Annotated in this window: 22 protein-coding genes; 7 read left to right on the plus strand and 15 right to left on the minus strand. The window is 70.0% G+C overall.

The features are described 5' to 3' along the window. From QR77_RS14440 to QR77_RS14505, 14 genes are all read right to left on the minus strand, one after another. A partial coding sequence (locus QR77_RS14440) for a xanthine dehydrogenase family protein molybdopterin-binding subunit (protein WP_052488733.1) occupies nucleotides 1-2387 on the minus strand: 2387 nt, incomplete at its 3' end. Then, a complete protein-coding gene (locus QR77_RS14445) occupies nucleotides 2387-2893 on the minus strand; it encodes a (2Fe-2S)-binding protein (RefSeq protein ID WP_052488734.1) in 507 nt (168 codons plus the stop codon). The genes QR77_RS14445 and QR77_RS14440, both read right to left, overlap by 1 nt. Before the next feature lie 65 nt (nucleotides 2894-2958). Then, entirely contained in the window at nucleotides 2959-3675 is a 717-nt protein-coding gene (locus QR77_RS14450) for a GntR family transcriptional regulator (RefSeq protein ID WP_201778806.1), read from the minus strand. Nucleotides 3676-3716: 41 nt separating this feature from the next. Then, nucleotides 3717-5174: a UbiD family decarboxylase gene (locus QR77_RS14455; protein ID WP_040022151.1), complete on the minus strand. Its 1458-nt coding sequence runs from the start codon at nucleotides 5172-5174 to the stop codon at nucleotides 3717-3719. 50 nt (nucleotides 5175-5224) lie between these two features. Beyond that, nucleotides 5225-6241 (minus strand): ABC transporter substrate-binding protein, encoded by a 1017-nt coding sequence (locus tag QR77_RS14460; protein ID WP_160310910.1) that lies wholly within the window; start codon nucleotides 6239-6241, stop codon nucleotides 5225-5227. Between the two features lie 11 nt (nucleotides 6242-6252). Next, nucleotides 6253-7041 carry an ABC transporter permease gene (locus tag QR77_RS14465; protein WP_160310911.1) on the minus strand — a complete coding sequence of 263 codons (789 nt, stop codon included), beginning with the start codon at nucleotides 7039-7041 and terminating at the stop codon, nucleotides 6253-6255. A 19-nt stretch (nucleotides 7042-7060) separates the two neighbouring features. Continuing rightward, a complete protein-coding gene (locus QR77_RS14470) occupies nucleotides 7061-7900 on the minus strand; it encodes an ABC transporter ATP-binding protein (protein ID WP_052488736.1) in 840 nt (279 codons plus the stop codon). Nucleotides 7901-8413: 513 nt separating this feature from the next. Further along, a complete protein-coding gene (locus QR77_RS14475) occupies nucleotides 8414-9376 on the minus strand; it encodes a zinc-binding alcohol dehydrogenase family protein (RefSeq protein ID WP_040022156.1) in 963 nt (320 codons plus the stop codon). Between the two features lie 136 nt (nucleotides 9377-9512). Then, nucleotides 9513-9956, minus strand: a complete 444-nt coding sequence (locus tag QR77_RS14480; protein ID WP_269084360.1) for a TetR/AcrR family transcriptional regulator — start codon at nucleotides 9954-9956, stop codon at nucleotides 9513-9515. Nucleotides 9957-10001: 45 nt separating this feature from the next. After that, a complete protein-coding gene (locus tag QR77_RS14485) occupies nucleotides 10002-10820 on the minus strand; it encodes an SDR family NAD(P)-dependent oxidoreductase (protein ID WP_236710654.1) in 819 nt (272 codons plus the stop codon). A 7-nt stretch (nucleotides 10821-10827) separates the two neighbouring features. Next, a complete protein-coding gene (locus QR77_RS14490; protein ID WP_040022158.1) occupies nucleotides 10828-12006 on the minus strand; it encodes a serine hydrolase domain-containing protein in 1179 nt (392 codons plus the stop codon). 91 nt (nucleotides 12007-12097) lie between these two features. Then, entirely contained in the window at nucleotides 12098-12877 is a 780-nt protein-coding gene (locus tag QR77_RS14495; protein ID WP_236710655.1) for an ABC transporter ATP-binding protein, read from the minus strand. Between the two features lie 41 nt (nucleotides 12878-12918). Then, nucleotides 12919-13680, minus strand: a complete 762-nt coding sequence (gene cbiQ / locus QR77_RS14500) for a cobalt ECF transporter T component CbiQ (protein WP_040022162.1) — start codon at nucleotides 13678-13680, stop codon at nucleotides 12919-12921. A 1-nt stretch (nucleotide 13681) separates the two neighbouring features. Further along, nucleotides 13682-14776, minus strand: coding sequence for an energy-coupling factor ABC transporter permease (locus tag QR77_RS14505; RefSeq protein WP_052488737.1), 1095 nt, complete (start codon nucleotides 14774-14776; stop codon nucleotides 13682-13684). A 224-nt stretch (nucleotides 14777-15000) separates the two neighbouring features. Between QR77_RS14505 and QR77_RS14510 the strand changes: the two genes are divergently transcribed. Genes QR77_RS14510 through QR77_RS14515 form a run of 3 tightly spaced genes read left to right on the plus strand, consistent with a single transcriptional unit; the run spans nucleotide 15001 to nucleotide 17206 of the window. Beyond that, nucleotides 15001-16080 carry an aromatic ring-hydroxylating dioxygenase subunit alpha gene (locus QR77_RS14510; RefSeq protein WP_052488738.1) on the plus strand — a complete coding sequence of 360 codons (1080 nt, stop codon included), beginning with the start codon at nucleotides 15001-15003 and terminating at the stop codon, nucleotides 16078-16080. Further along, nucleotides 16077-16217: a hypothetical protein gene (locus QR77_RS45060; protein ID WP_107068934.1), complete on the plus strand. Its 141-nt coding sequence runs from the start codon at nucleotides 16077-16079 to the stop codon at nucleotides 16215-16217. Before QR77_RS14510 ends, QR77_RS45060 begins: the two co-directional genes overlap by 4 nt. Next, nucleotides 16214-17206, plus strand: coding sequence for a PDR/VanB family oxidoreductase (locus tag QR77_RS14515; RefSeq protein WP_052488739.1), 993 nt, complete (start codon nucleotides 16214-16216; stop codon nucleotides 17204-17206). The genes QR77_RS45060 and QR77_RS14515 overlap by 4 nt, the downstream gene beginning before the upstream one ends. Here QR77_RS14515 and QR77_RS14520 read toward each other — a convergent pair. Continuing rightward, complete coding sequence (locus QR77_RS14520; protein WP_063798032.1) at nucleotides 17157-18023, minus strand: IclR family transcriptional regulator; 867 nt, start codon at nucleotides 18021-18023, stop codon at nucleotides 17157-17159. The genes QR77_RS14515 and QR77_RS14520 overlap by 50 nt on opposite strands. Before the next feature lie 186 nt (nucleotides 18024-18209). Here QR77_RS14520 and QR77_RS42160 point away from each other — a divergent pair, with 186 nt between their 5' ends. The 4 genes from QR77_RS42160 to QR77_RS14540 all read left to right on the plus strand — a co-directional run. After that, nucleotides 18210-18680, plus strand: coding sequence for a MarR family transcriptional regulator (locus QR77_RS42160; RefSeq protein ID WP_052488740.1), 471 nt, complete (start codon nucleotides 18210-18212; stop codon nucleotides 18678-18680). A gap of 69 nt (nucleotides 18681-18749) precedes the next feature. Beyond that, nucleotides 18750-20294 (plus strand): MFS transporter, encoded by a 1545-nt coding sequence (locus QR77_RS14530; RefSeq protein ID WP_150130375.1) that lies wholly within the window; start codon nucleotides 18750-18752, stop codon nucleotides 20292-20294. After that, complete coding sequence (locus QR77_RS14535; RefSeq protein ID WP_078876673.1) at nucleotides 20291-21484, plus strand: Xaa-Pro peptidase family protein; 1194 nt, start codon at nucleotides 20291-20293, stop codon at nucleotides 21482-21484. Before QR77_RS14530 ends, QR77_RS14535 begins: the two co-directional genes overlap by 4 nt. Then, a partial coding sequence (locus QR77_RS14540) for an aminopeptidase P family N-terminal domain-containing protein (protein ID WP_040022168.1) occupies nucleotides 21481-22252 on the plus strand: 772 nt, incomplete at its 3' end. The genes QR77_RS14535 and QR77_RS14540, both read left to right, overlap by 4 nt.

Genomic DNA, 22252 nt, shown 5'->3' on the forward strand with positions numbered 1-22252 from the left:
CGGCGGGACGGGGCGGCAGGGGCCCCGGCGGACGCACCGGGTGCGACCGGCGCCGACTCGCCGAACTCCATGCCCCAGAAGATCTTCTCGGCGGTGATCGGCAGTTCGTGGACGCGTACACCGACGGCGTCGGCCACCGCGCTGGCGAGGATCGAGGGCACCGGGTCGAGGGCGATCTCGCCGACGCCCTTCGCACCGAACGGGCCGGTCGGCTCGTACGAATCGGCGAACTCGATGTGGAGCTTCTCCGGCATGATCCCGGCCGTCGGCAGCTTGTAGTCGGAGAAATTGGGCCGGGTCGGGGCGCCGGAGTCCCAGTCGAAGCGCTCCGTGATCGCCATCCCGATGCCCTGGGCGATGGCGCCCTCCACCTGGCCCTCGGCGAGCGGCGGGTTGAGGACCGTGCCGCAGTCGACGACCGCCGCGAGTTCCGTGACGGTCACGGCGCCGGTCGCCGGGTCGACCTCGACCTCCGCCGCCTCGGCGACGAAGTTGTAGGCGCCCGATTCGTTGCCGTAGCGGGACTGGTCGGGGAACTCCGAGGGGTTGTCGAACGAGCCGAGTCCCACGATCGGTTCACCGTCCGGCCGGTACAGCTCGGCCCGTACGATCACGCCGACCGGCGCCTTGACGGGGCCCTCACCTGCCGGGCCCGCCGGGCCGTGCACCACGCCGTCCTCGACCCACAACTGTGAGGCGGGCCGGTCGAGCTGGCGCGCGGCGGCCATCAGAAGCGCCTCGCACGCGTGCTCGGCGGCACGCTTCACCGCGTTGCCCGCGACATACGTCACCCGGCTGGCGAGAGCGCCCAGCGCATGGGTGGTCAGATCGGTGTCGGGGCGTGAGACGGATACATCGGCCGCCGGGAGCCCCAACTCCGCGGCGGCGATCTGTCCGAGGGTCGTGCGGGCTCCGGTACCGATCTCGCCCTCGCCGACGATGACGGTGGCGCGGCCGTCCTCCGTGAGCCGGACGATCGCCGAACTCCCGTCGTAGTCACCGAAGCTGCGCCGTCCTGAGACATGGACGCTGACGCCCATCGCGAGGCCGCGGTTCGGCTTGGGAGCGGCGCGCTTCGCTTCCCAGTCGATCGCCTTGGCCGCCTTGCTGATGCACTGCTTCAGCTCGCAACTGTTGATCCGGTGGTTGTGCGGGGAGACGCTGCCCGCCTCCACGGCGTTGCGCAGGAACAGGTCGGGCACCTCGATGCCGAGCTTGTCGGCCGCGAGGTCCCAGGCCTGGCCCACCGCCCAGTCGGCCGACGGGTTGCCGAAGCCGCGGAACGCGCCGGTGGGCACGAGATTCGTGTAGACGAGGCGCGAATGCGCGCGCACCGCGCGGTAGTTGAACAGCGCGTCATGGCGCACGGTCGCCGCGCCGAGGACCGCCTGAGCCTTGCCGGTGTAGGCGCCGTTGTCGGCGATGACCTCGATGTCCTTCGCGGTCACCAGACCGTCGTTCGTGAAGCCGAGCCGTACCTTGTAGCGCATCGGGATACGGGGGCGGCTCGCGAGGAACTCCTCCTCGCGTGTGTTGACGAGCTGGACGGGGCGTCCTGTCCTGCGCGCGAGGATCGCGCAGATCACCGAGGTGTTGTCGTCGCCGGACTTGCCGCCGAAGCCGCCGCCGACCTCGGTCTGGACGACCCGTACGGCGCGCAGGGGCAGCCCGAGCGCGGTCGCGTACCGCTGGCGGGCCAGGAACGGTGTCTGGGTGTTGACCCACATCGACACCCGGTCCTGGGACCACTCGGCGGTGCAGCCGATCGTCTCGATCGACGCGTGCCACTGGCGGGCGCTCTGCCAGACACCCTCGACGATCACATCGCTGCGCTCGAACCAGTCATCGACACCGCCCCGGTCGAAGCCGAACTCGTGCGCGAGGTTGCCGGGCGCGTCGTCGTGGACCAGGGGCGCGCCCTCGGCGAGCGCCTCGTCCAGGCTCAGTACGGCGGGCAGGATCTCGTATTCCACCCGCACCAGTTCGGCCGCCCGGCGGGCGGTCTCAGGGTCGCGGGCGGCGACGGCGGCGACCTCGTCACCCACGTACCGCACGCGTTCGACGGCGAGCGGGTACAGGTCGGGGCGGAATGCGCCCCACTTGACCTTCGCCGTGTCGGCGGCGGTGATCACCGCGTGGACGCCGGGCAGCCGCTCGGCGCGCGAGGTGTCGATCGACAAGATCCGGGCGCTGGCGTGCGGGGAGCGGACGACGGCGCCGTGCAGCATGCGGGGCAGCCGGGTGTCGCCCGCGTACACGGAACGGCCCGTGACCTTCTCCACCCCGTCGATCCGCTCGACGGCGCTGCCGATCAGCGGCGGCAGTACGGCGTGTCCCAGGTGCATTCCCGTCGCCGGGCCGGTGGTGGGGAGTTCGGTGGTCGACATCAGTGCGCCTCCTCGGGGGTCGTTCGCGTGGTGCGGGCCCGCTCCAGGACGACGGCCTCACGCGCCGAGTCGAGGATCTTCACATAGCCCGTGCAGCGGCAGTAGTTGCCGTCGACGGTCTGCTGTATCCGCTCCTCGGTCGGTTCGGGTTCCTGGTCGAGCAGGGCGCGCAGCGCCATCACATGGCCGGGGGTGCAGAAGCCGCACTGGAGTCCGGCGCACTTCACGAACGCGCTCTGTACGGGGTCGAGTCCGTCCGGGCCGTTCAGGTCCTCGACGGTGCGCACGTCGCGTCCTTCGAGGAGGCCGACCATCTGGAGGCAGGAGGGGACCGCCTCGCCGTCGACGATGACGGTGCAGGCACCGCAGTAGCCGACCGCGCAGCCGGATTTGGTGCCGGTGAGGCCCAGGTCGTGGCGCAGGACGTCGAGCAGGGTCGCACTCGGGTCCTGGACGTGGATCTCCACGTCCTCTTGATTGAGCCGGAAACTCAGCGGAACCGACATCGCCCCACTCCTCCTTGCGTCGTTGGTGGTGCCTGACTCGCCTGCGGCGGCCTCCCGCCCGCCGGTCATGTCTCCTCCCCGGTCCAGCCCGAGCGCTCTATGGCGGCGAAGCCGGCCCGGACCAGCGACCGGGTCAGGGCCGAGGCGAGATCCGCGTCCCTGTCCTCGTACGCCTTGAGCAGCCGGGCGTGGTCGTCGGCCGAGGGGCCGAGCCGGCCGGGCTGCGACAGGCTGAGGTGGCGGAGTTGCAGCGCGCGCAGCGCCAGCGTGTCCAGCACCCGGCGCAGGGTCGCGTCCCGGGCTATGTCCGCCTCGGTGTTCCTGAACTGCACGTTGACCCAGAAGTACCGGTCGACGTCACCGTCGGCGACGGCCGCCTCCAGCGCCCGCTGATGGCCGCGCAGCATCTCCAGGTCGGCCTCCGTGGCGACCCGGACGACGGCGCGGCTCACCACCGCGTACAGCTCGGCGCGCAGGCTGTACAGCTCGCGCACCTCGCTCAGCAGCAGCCGGGCGACCCGGGGCCTGCGCCGGGCCGTGATCTCCACGAACCCTTCCCGCTCCAGTACGAGGAGCGCCTCGCGGACCGGGGTCCTGCTGCTGTTGAAGGTCCTGGCCAGCTCGACCGAGTTCAGGTCGTCACCCGGCGACAGCCGCCCCTCGATGATCTCGGTGGCCACGGCCAGCGCTATCTCGTCGGCGATGCTGTGCCCCGCGATGCCTCTGCCGAGCATCCGGGTCACTTCGAGCCGGCGTCCGCCCTCCGCGATGGACGGGTACACCGAGGGGTGTCCTGGCCTGGTCGCCGGTGCCGTGTCCGCGCTCACCATGATCCGCCCAGCACGTCCGGCCAGCGCCTGAGCACCTGGTCGATGAGTTCCCTGCTCGCCTCGGCGACCTTCGGGAAGTCGGCGAGCCGGGTGTACGGGCGGCAGGCGTCGATCACGGCGCGGGTGTTGAAAGGCGGTACACCTTTCTCACGCAGCGGGTCGACGCGGCTGCCCCAGGTCTGGCGCATCGTCTCGATGTCCTCGGCCGGGTCCGTGCGGGTGCACATCGCCCACACCACGTCGTTGAGGCTGCGCGGATCGACATCGGCGTCCACGACGACCACGAACTTGTTCATGTACGCGGCGGCCGGGAGCTGCGAGGTGAGGTAGCCGGCCTGGCGCGCGTGGCCCGCGTACTGCTGGTTGATGGCGACGGCGAGCAACTGCCTTCCGCCGCCCGCCTCATGGGCCCAGACCCCTTCGACGCCCGGCAGACCCGTCCTGATCAGGGCGTCCTGGATCATGGCCGACTTCATGACGCTGCGCATGTACGAGTAGTCGTGCGGCGGCTTCCCGGGAGGCGCCCCGAGCTGGATGGGGTTGTCGCGGTGGTAGATGCGCTCGATGTCCATCGTGAGCACGGCTTCGGTGCCGCCGCTGTAGTAGCCGGTCCACTCCCCGAACGGGCCTTCCTGTTCCTTCCTGTCGGGGTAGAGCCAGCCCTCGACGGCGATCTCGGCGGTGGCCGGGATGGGCAGGCCGGTGACCTCGCCGAGGATCACCTCGACCGGGCGGCCCAGCACGGCGCCCGCGTACTCCAACTCGGAGACGCCGCCGGGGACTTCGGTGCCGGCGACGACCAGCAGCAGCGGGTCGTGGCCGAGGGAGGCGGTGACGGGGGCGCGTCCTTCCCTCTTGAACCACTCCCGGACGTGGGCGGCGCCGTGCTTGCCCGCCTCGATGTTGATGCTGGCGGCCCTGCCGTCGTTCTGCACCTGCATGCGGTACGCCCCGGCGTTCAGGACGCCGGTCTCCGGATCGGTGGTGAAGACGGCGCAGCCGGTGCCGATGTAGCGACCGCCGTCCCCCTCGTGCCACTGGGGTACGGGGAAGTCCAGCAGACCGGCCTCCCCGGCGGCGAACACGTTCTCGCGGACCGGGCCGGTCTCGACCACCCGGACCGGGTAGCGCGAGGCGTTGGCCGCCCACTCGCCCGGGCGGGTGCGCAGCGCCTCGACCAGGCCCCGGTCGTCGAGGTCGGTGCCGAGCCGCAGCGTCATGCCGAGCCTGCGCGCGTTGGCCATGGAGGCCGTGAGGACCCGCTGCCCTGTGCCGTATCCGACGATGTCGTCGAAGAGCAGCGCCGGCGGCGACGGGCGTTTGTAGTTCACCTCGGAAGCGGCGCCGATCTCCTTGTCCCAGTGGGCACCGGTGATGGTCCTGACTTCGCCGAGCTTCTCGGCGAGCTCCAGCCAGCCGCGCAGATCATTGATGTCGTCAAGTGACCCCACGCCACTCACCTCCTTGGTCGTTGTGCTCAGTGGCTCAGTGGCTCAGTGGCTCAGTGGTAGAGCGAGTTGATGAAGCCCGACTTCGTCAGCTTGTCGACGTAGGAGTTGTCGACGAACTCGGATGTGTTCTTGGGCATCGTGCCGACGCCCTTGGCGACGGTGGCGGCGAACGCGTCGTGGACCAGCGCGGGATCGACCGTCGGCGTCTTGGCCCACAGCGGGTTGAAGAAGTCGTACGAGTACTCGGCGAGCGCCTTGTTGTCGACACCGCTGTGTTTCATGATGCTTTTGACCGCCAGGGCCTTGTTGTTGTGCAGCAGGGCCAGGCACTGGGCCTCGGACTTGGTGAAGGCGCTCACGGCCTTCTTGTTCGCGTCGAGGTAGTTGGACTTGACGGTGTAGGCGTTGGCCGCCGCCGGCAGGTCCGTGAAGTCCATGACCTTCTTGAAGCCCTTCTCCCGGGTCTTCGTGCCGGTCGGGGGCTGGGTGACGATCGCGTCCACCGCGCCGTTCTCCAGGGCGGACACCTCGGCCGGGGTCGACTTGAGGAAGATCTTCTGGACGTCGTCCTCCGACCAGCCCTTGCTCTTGACGTAGGAGTCGACGGCCGCGTCGCCCAGCGATCCCGGCGAACTGAGTCCGATCTTCTTGCCCTTGAGGCCGTCGCCCGGCTCGACGGACTTCTTGCCCCACATCTCCAGGTAGTAGCGGTTGATCGGCAGCGCTATGTAGCGCAGGTCGACGCCCTTGAGGTTCATGGCGCCGGCGGCCGTCGAGGTGGTCGCTCCGACCCCGATCTGCACGCTGTTGCTCATGAGGGCGGCCACGAGCTGGGAGGAGCTGTTGAGGAGGGTGATCTTGACGTCGAGCCCGTTCTTCTTGAAGATCCCCTGGTCCTGGCAGATGTAGAGGTCCGAGTAGGCGGCGCCGATCGCGGTGTAGCCGATCGTCATCTTCATGGTGGTGGGCGGTGTGGACGCGGAGGACGTCACCGCGCAGCCGGAGACGGTCAGCGCGAGGGCGACGCCCAGCGGGACGTAGAGCGGTTTGGCGAAACGCATGCGCATGGTGCGACCCATCAGTCCGTGCCTGACCAGAAGGTGAAGCGGCGCTCCAGATAGCCGACGCCGCGCGTGAGGACGATGGCCACCACGGCGATCACGGCGATCGAGGCCATGGCGTCGTCCATCTCGAAGTTCGACGTCTGGAGCTGGACCTGGTAGCCGAGCCCGGCGGAGCCCATGAACAGCTCGGCGACGATGGCACCGATGAGGGCGCGGCCGACCGCCTGCCGGATGCCGGCGAGTATGTAGGGGAGCGTCGCCGGGAAGGCGACGGACCGCAGCGTCATCAGCCGCGAGGCACAGAAGACCTTCGACACCTGCATATGGGCGGGATCGAGATTGCGGGAGCCCGCGATGACATTGATCAGCAGCGGGAACAGCGCGCTCCACACCACGATGACGATCCGGGCGTTGATCCCTATGCCGAACCAGAAGATCAGCATCGGCAGGAAGACCACATAGGGGACCGAGTACATGATGCTGATGATCGGGTCGGTCAGCCCGTAGAAGATCTTGCTGCGTCCGATCAGCAGGCCGGCCGGAATCCCCACGACGATCGAAATGGCCATCCCCAGCGCCACGATGGAGAGCGTCGAGCCGAGCGGGGACCAGACCGTGCCCGTCCTGATGGAGTCAACGAGTGCGCCGAACGCGCCTATCGGTGAGCTGCTGAAGTTCGAGTCGACGATTCCCGTCGAGGCGCAGATCTGCCAGACGGCGAGCACCACGACCAGCCCGACGGCGCCGAGGATCAGATTGAGATGGCGGCTCGCCGGGTTCTGCCGGCCCCTCTGCTTCACCATCCGGACAGGGGTGCGCACCCTATCCGACGACAGTTGCGTTGCTGTCATGGTCTATCGCCCTTCGACCTGGTTGGGTCTGGCTCATCACGAGCCTGAGGATGTAGTCGTTGATCTCCTGGAATTCGGCCGTCCGCTTGATCTCCGCGTTCCGGGGGCGGGGCAGGTCGACCTCGACTATCTCGACGAGATGGGCGGGGCCGGCGGAGAAGACCACGACGCGGTCGGCGAGGAACACCGCCTCCGGTACGTCATGCGTGACGAAGACCGCCGTATTGCCCGTCCCCGCGCCGTCCGACTGCCAGATACGGGTCAGCTCTTCCTGCATCACCTCGCGGGTCTGCGCGTCGAGCGCCGAGAACGGCTCGTCAAGCAGGAGCAGATCGGGATCGGTGGCGAGCGCACGGGCCAGATTGACCCGCTGGCTCATACCGCCCGACAGCTCGCGCGGGTACTTGTCCTCCTTGCCCGCGAGACCCACCAGCTCCACCAGCTCGGCGACCCGGGCCCTGCCCCGCTCGTCCAGCCGCTTCTGGGCCTTGAGGCCGAACCCGATGTTGGCCACGACATTGCGCCACGGAAAGAGCGAGGCCTGCTGGAAGACCAGCGAACGGTCAGGAGCGGCCCCGGCTATCTGTTCGCCGTTCAGCTCCAGCCGCCCGGAGGCCACCGGGGTCAGCCCCGCCAGCGCCGTCAGGAACGTCGTCTTCCCGCAGCCGCTCGGTCCGACGATCGCCACGAACTCGTTCTCGGCGACATCGAACGTCAGCCCGTCGCATGCGAGGGAGAACGAATCGGAGCGGCGCGACCAGTGGCCGAGCTTGAGGTCGTCTACGACCAATTTCTGACGCGGATGGTTCACGGATACCTCCTCGATGGGAAGCCGATCACTGCAACCCGTCGCAAAGTGTCGACACTCGGATTCAAGCAGCACCTCAACTCAATGTCCAGGGGGTGACGACCACACGTCAGGGTTGTTTCATCCTGAGGTGCGCGGGCACATGCGCACGCTTCCGCGACACAGCGGCCGATCGGCCCGCCACCCCCGGCCCACAGTGAGTTGGGCAGAATCCAATGGCTGATTCCCTCGCATGAAATGCTGACAAAACCATCCAGACACGGCGCTTCACACAGCGAGATCAGGAAGGCCGGACGGACGGCCCGAACGCACCGAAAGCGGCTCGACCTGCGGCTACCGCCCTCCGGAAACGCCTCTCGACCCCTTCGGGACCGCGCGAAGCTCGCATCCGCCACCTGCGGGCCAATCCCGGGACGCACAGAACACCGATGACAAAGTGTCGACACTTGCAAATGTGAGGCGGGTCCGCCGTCCCGAGCCGTAAATGCGGCGGACAGGCGCCGACGAGCCTCGGCGTCAGACGGAAGCGGTCAGCACGACACGCCGACCGGAGTCGGCGGGCGCGGTCCAGGCATGTTCGACCTCGGCCAGTGGCACCGGCAGCGCGCCGGCGGTCAGAGTGCCCGCGCAGAACTGCTCGATCAGAGAGGGCAGTTCGGCGACGATGCCGACGGCGGTGACAGATCCCTGCCCGCTGCCCATGATCCGCAGGTTGGCCGCACGGAGTGCGGCGGACGGCAGCGCGATGTCCGGCCCCGCCGTCGAGCCGATCTGGATCCAGTCGAAAGGCGTGGCGCGTTCGGTGCGGTGGGCGAGCAGGGCGGGGATCGCCCGCTCGGTGGGGGTGCCCCAGGTGTAGTCGAGGACGACATCGACGTCCCCGGCCGCCCTGCCGAGCCGTTCGGAGGCCCGTACGGGATCGCCCGCCAGCGAGACGACCTCGGTGGCGCCGAGATCGGTCAGCAGGCCGAGGCGGTGCGGATCGCGTCCGGCGGCGACGATGCCTGCGGCGCCGAGGTGGCGGGCGATCTGGACGGCCATCCGGCCCGCGTTGCCGGTCGCGCCGAGGATCAGCACACCCTGTCCCGGCCGGAAGGCGATCCTGCGGCGCAGCGCCACCCAGGAGGACATCGCCGGGTTCATCCCCGCCGCGATGACGACCGGGTCGGCGTCGTCCGGCAGGGCGACGGCCCTGCGCGGGTCGAGCAGCGCCTGCTCGGCCATGGTTCCGGGCGCGTCGTCGTCGGCCACGAAGTACACGCGCCGCCCGTCGGGCAGCCGTGCCACGCCGTCCACACCCGGGATCAGCGGGAGGCGCCCGTCGCTCGTGTAGTGGGTGCCGTTGGCGCCGGAGCGTACGCGGGGGTGCAGTCCCGCCGCGAGCACATCGACCAGCACCTGCCCCTCGGCCGGCCGCGGGGCGGGGAACTCCTCGTAGCGGGGCGGATGGTCGAACGAGCGGACGACGGCGGCATGCATGGTGGCTCCTCGGTCGCCCGGCGGGCCCGCTTGCCCGGCCCACCGGGCAGGGTTAGTACGCGACACAAACTAAATTAGTTGGGGTCACGTACTACGTCAAGGACGTCCAGCCGGGGAGCCTCAGCCGTCGTCGTCCTTAAGGGCCGATGCCGCGCCGAAGCAACATCAGGCACCGCTCGGCCTGTTCGGCGCCACTGCCGGCCACAGCGATCCCGCCTGCCAGTACGAGCAGATCGGCCGGATCGAGGTCCTTGTCGGCGGCGCCGACGCCCTGCGCGCGCGTCAACAGCCTCGACGCGGTCGAGTGCATCGCGCCGTGCCAGCCCTCGAACAGCTCCGAGCGCCGGCCGCCCTGATCGTTCGGGATGGCCAGCGCCAGTTCCCGCCTCGCCGCCACATGCGCGACGAAGACCCGGAGCCAGCGGAACAGCGCGTCACCGGGCTCCTCGTCCTCCAACAGCGCCTCGCCCTCGGCGCAGAGCGCGGCCACCTCGTCCGCGTACACAGCGATGATCAGCTCGCAGCGCGTCGGGAAGTGCCGGTACATCGTGGCGTCGCCGATGCCCGCGCGGCGGGCGATCTCGTGTCCGCGACCTGCCCTGAACGCGAACGGCCGCCACGGCGCCTACGCCGGCCCCCGCAGCGACCGCCGCAGCCCCACGTTGCTCGTCAGGATCCCGCCGTCCACCGGCAGCGTCACCCCCGTGATCCAGGAAGCGTCCCGCGACGCGAGAAAAGCCACCGCCGCCGCGATGTCGTCCGGCGTCCCCACCCTCCCCATCGGGTAGTGCTCGACGGCCCGCTCCAGCGAGTCCTCGCGCCCCGCCCACCCCTCGGTGTGGATGGTGCCGGGCGCGACGAGGTTGACCCGTACGCCCCGGGGCGCCGCGTGGCCGGAGAGCGTGCGGGTGAGGCTCGCGAGCCCCGCCTTCGCCGCGCTGTACGCGTGGTTGCCGAAGTCCTGCTCGCCGTTGACCGACCCGATCGAGACGATCGCGCCCCGCCCCGACGCCACCAGGTGCGGCAGCGCCGCCCGGGCGCAGCGGAAGGCGCCGGTCAGGGTCGCGTCGAGGTCCCGCGCCCAGGCGTCGTCCGGCTCGTCCTCAAAGAGGGGTGCGTCGGGCGTGCAGGCGTACGCGTTGTTGACCAGGACGTCGAGCGAGCCGAAGCTCTCGACCGCGTACGCCACCGCCGCCTCGACCGCCGACCTGTCCCCCACGTCGCAGCCGTACGCCAGCGCGCCCGGGATCGACTCCGCCGTTCTCGCGGCCCGTTCCTCGTCCAGGTCGCTGACCAGGACCCGCGCCCCCTCGGCGGCGAGCCGGCGGGCCGTCGCCGCTCCGATGCCGCGACCCGCCCCCGTGATCAGTACGCCGTAGCCCTCGAACCGCTTCTCGTACCCACCGGATCCGCCTTGTCCATCGCGTCCACCCATCATGCTCATCCGGCGATCATGTCGCCGACCGCACCGCCCGCACCAGAGCCTGTGCGCGCGGGTCCGCCGTAACTCCCTTGCGCATGCCGTTGGTCACGTACCCGAACGCGATCCCCGACTCCGGATCGGCGAAGCCGAGCGACCCGCCGCGCCCCGGATGCCCGAAGGAGCCAGGGCCGAGCAGCGGAGCGGCGGGCCCGTGCAGCATGTAGCCAAGACCGAACCGCGTCGCGACGACCAGCACCCGGTCCGGGCCCGCCGACTCCTCCGTACGGGCCAGCGTGAGCGTCGCCGGCGCGAAGAGCCTGTGCCCGTCGACCGGGCCGAGCATCGCCGCGTACACCCGCGCCAGCGCCCGCGCGGTCGAGATCCCGGCTGCGGCGGGCAACTCGGCCGCGCGGTACGCCGGATCGTTCTCGTCGGGCAGCGGGTCGATCACGCCGAAGGCGCGGCGGGTCAGCGACGACGGATCCGCGTACGCCTCGGCCACCGACCGCTTGGGCCGCAGCCTCAGCTCGCCGCCGGCGGCCGGCGAAGGCTCCTTGGCCACGCCGATCCGCCCCACCCGGTGCGCCTCCTCGGCGGGCAGTCCGACCCAGAAGTCGAGACCCAGCGGCCGGGCGATCTCCTCGGCGATCCACCGCCCGATGGTCCGCCCGGTCACGCGCCTGACCAGCTCGGCGATCAGCCAACCGTAGGTGTGCGCGTGGTAGCCGTGGTCGGTGCCCGGCTCCCACACGGGCCGCTGGGCGGCCAGCGCCCGCGCGCCCGACTCCCCGTCGATGGCCTGCGCCGGGGTCAGCGGACGGTCGAGCACCGGCACCCCGGCCCGGTGCGAGAGCAGGTGCCGTACGAGCACCCGCTCCTTGCCCGCCGCCTTGAACTCGGGCCAGTACGTGCCGACCGGCGCGTCGAGATCGATATGACCGCGCTGGTGCAGCAGCAGCGGCACGGCGGCCGCGACGCCCTTGGTGGCCGACCGTACGATCTGCGCGGTGTCCAGTGCCCACGGCTCGGGTCCGTCCACGTCCCGTGTGCCCGCCCACAGGTCGACGACCTTGTGGCCGTCGCGGTAGACGGTGACCGCGGCGCCGCGTTCACCGAGCCGTTCGAAATTCCTTGCGAATGCGTCCCTGACCGGCTCGAAGCCCGCCGCCACCGTGCCCTGGACGTCCACGCCCGCACTCCCGCTCATTCGTCCCACCACCGCTCGCCGCACCCGCTCGTGCCGCTGCGGCCCCTGCCGCCGCGCCCGGTCGGCGCGACCCCTCTATGGTGCAACGCGCTCAGGGCGCGACACGCCCGGGCGCCACCGAGCGGGGGTCGAAACCGAACGGCAGCTCCAGCCGGTGGGCCCTCATCAGCTCCTCGTCGCCGAGCAACTCATGGGTGGGTCCGTCGGCCGCGATGGCCCCCTCGGTGAGGATCACCGCGCGGGGGCAGAGTTCGAGAGCGTACGGCAGATCGTGCGTGACCATGAGCACCGTGATGTCCAGCGACCGCAGGATGTCGGCGAGTTCACGCCGGGACGCCGGGTCCAGGTTTGAGGAGGGCTCGTCGAGCACGAGGATCTCCGGCTGCATCGCCAGCACGGTCGCCACGGCGACGCGCCTGCGCTGGCCGAACGAGAGGTGGTGCGGCGGACGGTCCGCGTACTCCGCCATCCCCACCTGGGTCAGCGCGGCGTGGACCCTCGACTCCAGTTCGGCGCCGCGCAGGCCCCCGGCCGCAGGCCCGAACGCCACGTCCTCGCGCACCGTCGGCATGAACAACTGGTCGTCCGGGTCCTGGAAGACGATGCCGACCCGGCGGCGGATCTCGGCGAGGTGCCGCTTCTCGACGGGCAGTCCGGCGACCGTGACCGTACCGGCGCCCGCCGTCAGGATGCCGTTCAGATGCAGGACGAGGGTGGTCTTGCCCGCGCCGTTGGGGCCGAGCAGCGCCACCCGCTCACCGCGCCGCACGGTCAGGTCGACGCCGAACAGCGCCTGATGCCCGTCGGGATAGGCGTACGCGAGACCGCGCACCTCAAGGGAGGCGGGCGGGGACTGGCCGAGGGAAGTCACAGGGTCCGTTGTCACAGGGTCCGTTGTCACAGGGTCCGGCGTCATAGGGTCCAGCCAAGCAGACAGACCGCGAGCGCCGATACGGGGAGCGCGGCGGCGTACGTCCACTGCGCCCGCGACGCGGTCACCTCGTCGATCACCGGCATCGTCCCGGTGTACCCCCGGCTCACCATCGCCAGATGTACGCGCTCCCCGCGCTCGTAGGAGCGGATGAACAGCGCCCCGGCCGACTTGCCGAGCACTCCCCACTGGCGTACGCCCCGCGCCTCGAACCCGCGCGAGCGGCGCGCGATCGACATCCGGCGCATCTCGTCCGTGATGACATCGCCGTACCGGATCATGAAGGACGCGATCTGCACCAGCATCGGCGGCAGTCTGAGCCGCTGGAGTCCGAGCAGCAGGGAGCGCAGTTCGGTCGTGGAGGCGAGGATCACGGAGGCGCCGACGCCCAGGGTGCCTTTGGCGAGCACGTTCCAGGCGTCCCAGAGCCCCGGCACACTCAGCGGGACGCCGAGGAAGCGGACCTGGTCGCCGGGGACGACGAACGGCATCAGGACGGCGAACGCGACGAACGGGATCTCGATCAGCATCCGCCGCAGCAGGAAACCGGCGGGGATACGGGCGACGGCGGCGACCGCCGCGAGCAGCACCGCGTACAGCGCGAACGCCCAGACCGCCTCGCGCGGTGTGGAGACCACGACCACCACGAAGCAGAAGACGGCGGCGAGTTTGCAGTGCGGAGGCAGGTCGTGGACCGGTGAATGCGCGTGCCGGTAGAGCTTGTGCGCGTGCCCGGCGCCCATGTCAGGCGTTCCCGCCGGCGGCGAACGAGCCGGTCCGCCCGCTCCCGTCCCCGTCCCCGCCCTGGCGACGGCCCCGGCGCACCACCCAGAAGATCCCGCTGCCGGCGACGACCGTCGCGCCCACGCCGATCACCCCGGCGAGTCCGCCCGAGATCCGGGGGTCGGCGACGTCCTTGACGCCGTAGTCGGCGAGCGGCGAGTCCGCGTTGGCGTGTTCCCGCGCGGTGCGGTCGATGCCCTGGTCGGCGGCGACCTTCTCCAGGCCGTCGGGGGACGCCGAGGCGTAGAAGGAGACAAAGCCCGCCAGGACGACCGCGGTGACCAGGCCGGTCACCCAGACCGTACGGGTGGAGCGAGCGCCGACCCGCACGGGCGCGGGGGCCGATACGGGGGCCGAGGCCGATGCCGCATCGACCAGTTCGCCGCCGACGCGCAGCTTGAGCGGCGCGGTCAGGCCTCGCGCGCCGTGGACCAGGTCGGGCCGTACGGCGATCACGGCGCCCACCGTCAGCGCGGTGATCGCTGCCTCGCCGATCCCGATGAGCACATGCACGCCGACCATCGCGGTCAGCACGTCGCCGAGCGGGATGTCCGTCGTACCGCCCAGCGCGTAGATCAGGGTGAAGGCGAGGGCGGCGGCCGGTACGGAGACGAGCGCGGCGACGAAGGACGACACCGTCACCGAACGGCGCGTGCGCGGCAGGATTTTGACCAGCGCGCGGAAGAGCGCGTACGCGACGACGGTCGTCACCAGCGCCATGTCGGTGACGTTCACACCGAGCGCGGTGAGCCCGCCGTCGGCGAAGAGGATGCCCTGCATCAGCAGGACGACGGACACACAGAGCACGCCGGTGTAGGGGCCGACGAGTATCGCCGCCAGCGCGCCGCCCAGCAGGTGGCCGCTCGTCCCAGCCGCGACCGGGAAGTTGAGCATCTGTACGGCGAAGATGAACGCGGCGACCAGGCCGGCGAGCGGCGCCGTGCGCTCGTCCAGTTCGCGGCGCGCGCCGCGCAGGCTCACCGCGACGGCGCCCGCGGCGACAACGCCGGTGGCGACCGAGACGGGGACATCGATGAAGCCGTCGGGGACATGCATGGCGGGTCTCCGCTTCCTGCTCGGGCGGTACGGGCCAGGGAGTGAACCACCTGACAATATTGCCCTTTTGCGAATCGTTTGCAAGAGCGTGGCATACGCAGTCGCTGTACGGTCAGCCCCGCGCTCTTCCTTCCGCTGGTCGGAAACCGCTCTGGTCGCCGCCCCCGTGGGGGAGCACTCTGGGATCCCCGCCCAGCGAGCCACCTTCAGCAGCAGGAGGAACGATGCCGACGACAGAGACGTCCGAGACGTCAACGCAGCCGCCTTTCGTCCGCGACCAGTGGTATGTCGCCGCCTACGGCCGTGAGGTCGGCCGCGAGCTGTTCTCCCGTACGGTGTGCGGCGAACCGATCCTGTTCTGGCGTACGGAGTCCGGCGAGGTGACCGCCATGTCGGACCGCTGCGTCCACCGGCGCTTCCCGCTCTCCCAGCCGCCCAGCCGGCTGGACGGCGACCGGGTGGTCTGCGGCTACCACGGCTTCACGTACGGCGCCGACGGCGTGTGTGTCAGCGTCCCGGGGCAGGCGCGGGTCCCGCGTACCGCGCGGCTCACCTCGTACCCGGCCGTCGAGCAGGACTCGTTCGTCTGGGTCTGGATCGGCGAACGCGACCTGGCCGACCCGAAGTTGATCCCGCGCGCGCCCTGGCTCGACCAGAGCGGATACACGTCGGTCTCCGGCATGGAGCCGCTCGCCGCGCGCTACGGGCTGCTCGTCGACAACCTGCTCGACCTCTCCCACGAGACGTATCTGCACGGCGGTTACATCGGCACCCCCGAGGTCGCCGAGACCCCGATCACCACGGAGGTCGACGAGGAGGCCGGGATCGTACGGGTCAGCCGCCATATGGACGACGCCGCGTGTCCGCCGTTCTACGCCGAGTCCACCGGTATCACCGGCCGCATCACCCGCTGGCAGGACATCGAATACCACGCGCCCTGCCTGTACTTGCTGCACAGCCGGATCGCCCCGGTCGGCACCCCGCCGCCGGACGAGGTGACCGGCGCCGACCCCGACGCGTTCCATGTGGAGGTGGTGTACGCCATCACGCCGGAGACGGAGAACAGCACGCACGACTTCTGGGCCGTCGCACGGGACTTCGCCCTCGACGACGAGAAGGTCACCGGCTTCCTGCACGACAACAACCGCACCGTCGTCCTCCAAGACGTCGTAGCCCTCGACGTGTTGGAGAAGGCGGTGGCCGCCGAGCGGGACCGCTACCAGGAGTTGAGCATCAACATCGACACGGGCGGGCTCGCCGCCCGCCGTATCCTCAAGCGGCTGGCCGAGGAGGCCACCCGATGAGCGGGGTCTACCGCGTCCACTGGGTCCCGGGCACGGACCGGCTGCACGCCGTCTGTTTCTGCGGCGCCGAGCGGGAGTTCGAGGATCCGGTGGTGCTCTGGGACTGGCTGCTCGCGCACCCGGAGCACACACCATGACGCCCGCCCCGACACCCGAACCCACAGCCACCCTGCCCTTGACGGTGACGCGTACGGAGACGGTCGCCGACGGTGTCGTACGGCTGACGCTCACCCCCGCCGACGGCCGCCCGCTGCCCGCCTGGGCCCCCGGCGCGCACATCGACCTGCTGCTCGCTCCGGGGCTCGAACGGCAGTACTCGCTCTGCGGGGACCCGGGCGACACCTCCGCCCTCCAGGTGTCCGTCCTGCGGGAGCCGGCGGGCCGTGGCGGCTCGCAGTACGTGCACGACAAGCTCACCGAGGGCGCCACGCTCCAGGCACGCGGGCCGCGCAACCACTTCGCCCTGGCCGAGTCGCCCGGCTATCTCTTCATCGCCGGAGGCATCGGCATCACCCCCGTCCTGCCGATGATCGCCGAGGCGGACGCGCGCGGCGCCGACTGGCGGCTCGTCTACGGGGGCCGCACCCGCGCCTCCATGGCGTTCGCCGCCGAACTCACCGCGCGATGGCCGGACCGGGTGGAGCTGTGTCCGCAGGACGAGAGCGGACTCCTCGACCTGGAAGGCCTGTTGGGCGTTCCGCGCGACGACACGGCGGTCTACTGCTGCGGACCGGAACCGCTGCTCGCGGCCGTCGAGGAGCGGTGTACGTCCTGGCCACCGGGGTCCCTGCACACCGAGCGGTTCGCGCCGAAGGTCACCGAAGCGGCCGGCGCCGTCGATGCCGCCCAGGCCGTCGAGGCCCCCTTCGAGGTCGAGTTGGCGCAGTCGGGCATGACCCTGACGGTCCCGCCCGGCCGGTCCGTGCTCGAAGTGGTCGAGGAGGCGGGCGTACCCGTCCTGTCCTCCTGCCGGGAAGGCACCTGCGGCACCTGCGAGACCGGGGTGCTCGGCGGCGTACCCGACCACCGGGACTCGCTGCTCACCGCCGACGAACAGGCCGTGGGGGACGTGATGTTCATCTGCGTCTCGCGCTGCCGCTCCGGGAGGCTGATCCTCGACCTGTAACGCCCGTGGTGCCCGCACCCGTAACACCCGTAACGCCCGTGGGAGTGAGCGGCGGCTGTGACGGGTCGCCGAGCGCGCGCGAGATGCTGCGTGCCGCCACCTGCACCAGTGGCACCAGTGTGTGCGGCTGTACGGAGTCCACATGGGCGACGACCGAGACGGCGGCCACCACCTCGCTCAGCGGCCCGTACACCGGCGCGGCCACCGACAGGCTGTCCAGGGTCACTTGGCGCTCGCACACCGCGACGCCGGTGTGCCGTACCTCCGCCAGCGCCTGCCTGATCCGCTCGGGGTCGGTGACGGTCTCCTCGGTACAGCGGGCCAGCGGCTGCGACAGCGCGTACTCCTGGAAATCCGCCGGTGCGAAGGCCAGCAGTACCCGGCCGACCCCGGTCGGTGTGAGCGCGAAACGCCCGCCGACGCGGGTGAGTACCGGCACGGCCCCGCGTCCGGCGAGGCGCTCCACATAGACCACTTCCAGGTCCTCGCGTACGGCCAACTGCACGTTCTCGCGCGTCACATGGGCGAGGTCGGAGAGGGAGGGCAGGGCCAGTTCACGCAGGCCGAGTCCGCGCGGCGCCAGCGAGGCGATCTCCCAGAGCCGCAGCCCGATGCGATACCCGCCGCCGGTCTCGCGCTCCAGCGCGCCCCACTGCGTCAGTTCGCCGACCAGCCGGTGCGTGGTGGTCAGGGGCAGGCCGGAGTGGCGGGAGATGTCGGTGAGCTTCAGCACGGGCGTATCCGTAGAGAAGGCCTCAAGCACCCGCAGTGCTCGGCTGGTCACCGACCCGGCGCCGGCCGGGCTCTCGGCTGTCATACGGCTCTCCTTCGGACGCCCCCGGGCTGTGGTCGAAAAGCTAGACACCCGTTTCGGGTTCGTCAACGGCCCGTGAACACCGGCTTCCGAAATATCTTCGGCCGACCTCTTGCCGGGCCCGGAGAAGTAGTTGTAGCTTCCCATCAGTCGATACTTCGGGCACCGGACAGTACGGAGACCTAAGCAATGAGCGAGAACACGGAATCCGCGGCTCCGTCCGGCTTCGAAGGCACTCTTGGCGAGGTTCTGCTGTCACTCGGCGGGCGTCTGACCCGATTGCAGACCGAGATTCTGGCAAACCTTGATCCATCCCTGACGATTCGGCAGTACCGGATCCTCTCCAGGGTCGACAGTGGACATACGTCATTGACAGCGTTGTGCAAGCTGGCACACAGAAATCCGTCCACGATGTCGCAGAGCGTCGACAAACTAGTCACACAGGGACTGCTGACCCGCGGTGTCTCCGACACCAGCCGCCGGACCATGCGTCTCTCCCTCACCCGGGCCGGGAAACTCGCCCTGGAATCGGGAGACCGGGCGCTGGAGAAGTTCACTTCGGAACTCACAGCGGGGCTGCCACAGGAGCTTCAGGACCAGATTCTCCCGGCGCTGAATCAGCTATACGTCGACGTCCAGGGAAATCTGGACGCTCGATAGCGGGCCGAGAGGCGTGACGTCTCGGCCGAGGGGGCTCGAACGGGGGAGTCAGAACACAGCGAGGTGTTCATGATAAATCCACACCCGAACATCACCGATCCGGCCGAGCCGGCCGATCCAAACGACCCGACCGACCCGACCGATCTACTGAGCAAGCTCGACCAATCGCTTTTCACCCGGCGTCATGCGGTGATCTACGGAACGCTCCTCGCGGGCCATTTCCTCGACGGGTTCGTCATCAATCTGACGGGCGTGGTCCTGCCGGGTGTCGTCAAGACCTTCCACATCTCCACTCAGCAGGCCGGCTTCCTCAGCTCCGCCCTCTTCCTCGGCATGCTGGTGGGCGCCGCGGTGGCCGGGCTGGTCTCGGACCGGCTGGGCCGTAAGTTCCCGCTCGCGGTGTGCCTGCTCGTCTTCGCCGCGTTCTCCCTGCTCGCCGCCTTCTCCTGGGACTACTCGTCGCTGGTGACGGCCCGGATCTGCCAGGGCGTCGGCCTCGGGGCCGAAATAGCCGTCGTCCTCCCCTACATCACCGAGTTCGTCCCGTCCCGCCACCGTGCCCCGCTGGTCACGACGGCGACCGCCGCCTGGCTGATCGGCCTGCCGGTGGCGGCGCTGGTCGGTACGGCCGTCGTCCCCTCGCTCACCTGGCGCGCGATGTTCGTCATCGGCACGGTGCCGGTGGTGGTGAGCGTCGTCATGATGGCGACCCTGCCCGAATCCGTGCGGTATCTGCTGCGGACGGGACGGCATGAAGCGGCGCGGAAGGTCGTCGGTGGACTCGCCGTCGCGTCACCCGCCGGATCGGCCCCGGTTTCACCCGCAGGATCGACCGCGGTTTCGGCCGAGCGGACGGCGCCCGTCGCCCCCGCCGTATCCACACCCACCCCCGAGCCGGACATTCACCAGAAGTCCGCCGGCTCCGTACGCAAACTGCTCGACGCCTCGCGCCTGCGCTACACCGTGTCGCTCTGGTTCATGGAGATATGCGCGGGCGCCTTTCTCTACGGACTGTCCACCTGGCTTCCCTCCATCCTGGAGAAAAAGGGCGTCAGCGTGGTGGGGAGTTTCACCTACACGGCCATCATCACCGCGTCCGGCGTGGTCGGAGCGATCATCGCGGGCCACATCGTCAATCGAGTGGGCCGCAGAACGACGATCGGTTTCTCGTTCCTGCTGAGCGGAGTCCTCTGTCTCGGCTGGGGAAGCGTCTCCTCGACCACCGCCGTACTCGTCCTCGGCTCGCTGGCCACATTCTTCGGCAGCGGGTTCGCCGGAAGCACCCTTTTCGTCTACGCGAGTGAGCTGTACCCGACGATCAACCGGGCCACCGGTCTGGGCTGGGCCGCCGCCTTCCAGAAAGTCGGCGGACTCATCATTCCGACCGTCATCGGCTGGGTGATCGCCGTCCATTCGTCGAACTTCCTCTTCTTCGTCCTGTTCGCCGTGATCTCCGTACTGGCCGGAATATCCGGGCTGGTCGCCACCTTCGAGACGCGCGGCAGGACCATCGAGCAGATATCGGCCGAACTGAGCAGGCAGGCCCGCGTCTCGCGCTCGCCTGTCCCGGAGTTCGGCACCGCATACGAAAAAGAACAGGCAGGTGAAGGATGAGCGCGTCCACATCGACAACACGGCAAGACCCCGGGGATCTCGCGGAATTGACTCTGCGGCAGACACGCGTACGCGCCGCCATGGCCGACGAAGGCCTCGATCTGGTGATCGCTTTCGCGCCCGGCTGGCGCAGGGAGAACGTACGGTATTTCACCGACGCCGGCCTCACGGGCACCGCCTCCCTCGTCCTTTTCCCCGCCACCGGCGACCCGTCCGCCTTCTCCACCCGCCGCAGCGACCTGCCCGAACTGACCCGCCCCGGTTGGGTCAGGGAGGCCGCGCTGCTGGACGTGTACGACCCGGTGGCGCTGACCGACAAGCTCCGTGACCTGCGTCCGCGCAGGGTCGGCGTCGCACACGGCGAGTTGCTGCCCGTCGTGCTGTCCGAGGCCCTGCGTACGGCGCTGCCCGACGCCGAGATCGTGTCGGCGACCTCGCTCATGGACCGGGTCCGCCTGGTCAAGAGCGACTGGGAGCTGGCCAGGATGCGCCGCAGCGCCACCGTGTGCGCCGCCGGATGGGAGGCGTTCGTCGACGCGCTGGAGCCGGGGCTCCCCGAGTACCGGATCGTCGCCGAGGTCGAGGCCGCGATCAAGAAGCTCGGCGCCGAGGACAACTTCATGCTCATCGCTTCCGGCAAGGACGAGGTACGCGGCATGACCGCGCCGACCCCGCGCCTCCTGGAGGTCGGCGACATGGTGCGTACGGAGCTGACGCCCCGGATGGACGGCTACTGGCTCCAGATCTGCCGCTCCGCCGTCGTCGGTGAGCCCAGCGACGGGCAGCGCAAGTCCTTCGACCTGTTCAACGAGTCGGTCGAGGCCGGGATGTCCGTCGTACGCCCCGGCATCACGGCGCACGAGGTCGCGAAGGCGCAGAACGACGTCTTCCGTAAGTACGGGTACGGCGAGTACTGCACGAGCCAGTACACCCGGGTACGCGGCCACGGCCACGGCCTGCACCTGGACGAGACGCCGATCATCGAGGGCAACGAGACCGTGCTGCCCGAGAACTCCGTCTTCATCATCCACCCCAACACCTATACGCCGCTTGCCGGTTACCACGTGCTGGGCGACCCGGTGCGCGTGACGAAGGACGGCTGCGAGGTGCTCATCGACACCGAGCGCAAGCTCTTCCACTCCACCAGGGGAATCAGCGGAACCACCGGCAGCAAGGGAGTCGCCGCATGAAGCGCGGACTGGTCGTACTCGATCCGGCCGAGGTGCCGGAGAGCGAATGGCGGGGCAGGGTCGAGGCGCTCCAGCAGGCCCTGACCGCCGGGGGGATCGACATCGCGCTCGTCTACGGAGACGTGTACGCCTCCGACGACATCGCCTACCTCACCAATCTCTGCATCTACTGGAACGAGGGCGTGCTCGCCGTCCCCGCCGCCGCCGATCCGGTGTTCCTCACCAAGCTCTCGCCCCGTGTGCAGCCCTGGATGAAACGCATCTCCACGGTCACCCGGATCGAGAGCGGCAAGAGCTTCGGCGCGCTCGCCACGAAGCTCCTCGGTGAACTCCCGGCCGGCACGGTGGGTCTCGTGGACGCCGCGCTGTGGCCCGCGTCCGTCGTGGAAGAGATACGCGCTGCCCTGCCGGGCTGGCAGGTGCGCGAGCTGGACGGCCTGGTACGCGAGCGGCGCGTCGTCGCTTCCACGAACGAACTCGCGCTGCTCCGCCAGGGCGCCGAGGTCGTGGCAGGCGCCGCCGACGAGGCCGTACGGGGCGAACTCTCCACGTTCGAGCGGGTGTCCGTGGTCGAGCGCCTGGTACGCGGCGCGGGCTTCCTCGACGTACAGGTCAACACGGCCGCGACGTCGGACGGCGTGGAGTGTGTGCAGGTCACCGGCCAGTTCCGGACCGGCTGGCTGCACGCGTCCCGCCTGACGGCCGCCCCTGACGCCCCCTGGACCACGGCGCTGCGCGAGGCGCTCGACGCCGCGGTGTCGGCCGCCA

It is taken from the genome of Streptomyces sp. 150FB, from assembly GCF_000818195.1.
In the GTDB taxonomy this organism is placed as follows: domain Bacteria; phylum Actinomycetota; class Actinomycetes; order Streptomycetales; family Streptomycetaceae; genus Streptomyces.

Bases quoted from the DNA above. Each gene is read 5' to 3' on its own strand.
- QR77_RS14445 (WP_052488734.1), bottom strand. From the start codon at position 2,893: ATGTCGGTTCCGCTGAGTTTCCGGCTCAATCAAGAGGACGTGGAGATC.
- QR77_RS14460 (WP_160310910.1), bottom strand. From the start codon at position 6,241: ATGCGCATGCGTTTCGCCAAACCGCTCTACGTCCCGCTGGGCGTCGCC.
- QR77_RS14465 (WP_160310911.1), bottom strand. From the start codon at position 7,041: ATGGTGAAGCAGAGGGGCCGGCAGAACCCGGCGAGCCGCCATCTCAAT.
- QR77_RS14475 (WP_040022156.1), bottom strand. From the start codon at position 9,376: ATGCATGCCGCCGTCGTCCGCTCGTTCGACCATCCGCCCCGCTACGAG.
- QR77_RS14485 (WP_236710654.1), bottom strand. From the start codon at position 10,820: ATGAGCATGATGGGTGGACGCGATGGACAAGGCGGATCCGGTGGGTAC.
- QR77_RS14490 (WP_040022158.1), bottom strand. From the start codon at position 12,006: ATGAGCGGGAGTGCGGGCGTGGACGTCCAGGGCACGGTGGCGGCGGGC.
- cbiQ (WP_040022162.1), bottom strand. From the start codon at position 13,680: ATGGGCGCCGGGCACGCGCACAAGCTCTACCGGCACGCGCATTCACCG.
- QR77_RS14505 (WP_052488737.1), bottom strand. From the start codon at position 14,776: ATGCATGTCCCCGACGGCTTCATCGATGTCCCCGTCTCGGTCGCCACC.
- QR77_RS14510 (WP_052488738.1), top strand. From the start codon at position 15,001: ATGCCGACGACAGAGACGTCCGAGACGTCAACGCAGCCGCCTTTCGTC.
- QR77_RS45060 (WP_107068934.1), top strand. From the start codon at position 16,077: ATGAGCGGGGTCTACCGCGTCCACTGGGTCCCGGGCACGGACCGGCTG.
- QR77_RS14515 (WP_052488739.1), top strand. From the start codon at position 16,214: ATGACGCCCGCCCCGACACCCGAACCCACAGCCACCCTGCCCTTGACG.
- QR77_RS14520 (WP_063798032.1), bottom strand. From the start codon at position 18,023: ATGACAGCCGAGAGCCCGGCCGGCGCCGGGTCGGTGACCAGCCGAGCA.
- QR77_RS42160 (WP_052488740.1), top strand. From the start codon at position 18,210: ATGAGCGAGAACACGGAATCCGCGGCTCCGTCCGGCTTCGAAGGCACT.
- QR77_RS14530 (WP_150130375.1), top strand. From the start codon at position 18,750: ATGATAAATCCACACCCGAACATCACCGATCCGGCCGAGCCGGCCGAT.
- QR77_RS14535 (WP_078876673.1), top strand. From the start codon at position 20,291: ATGAGCGCGTCCACATCGACAACACGGCAAGACCCCGGGGATCTCGCG.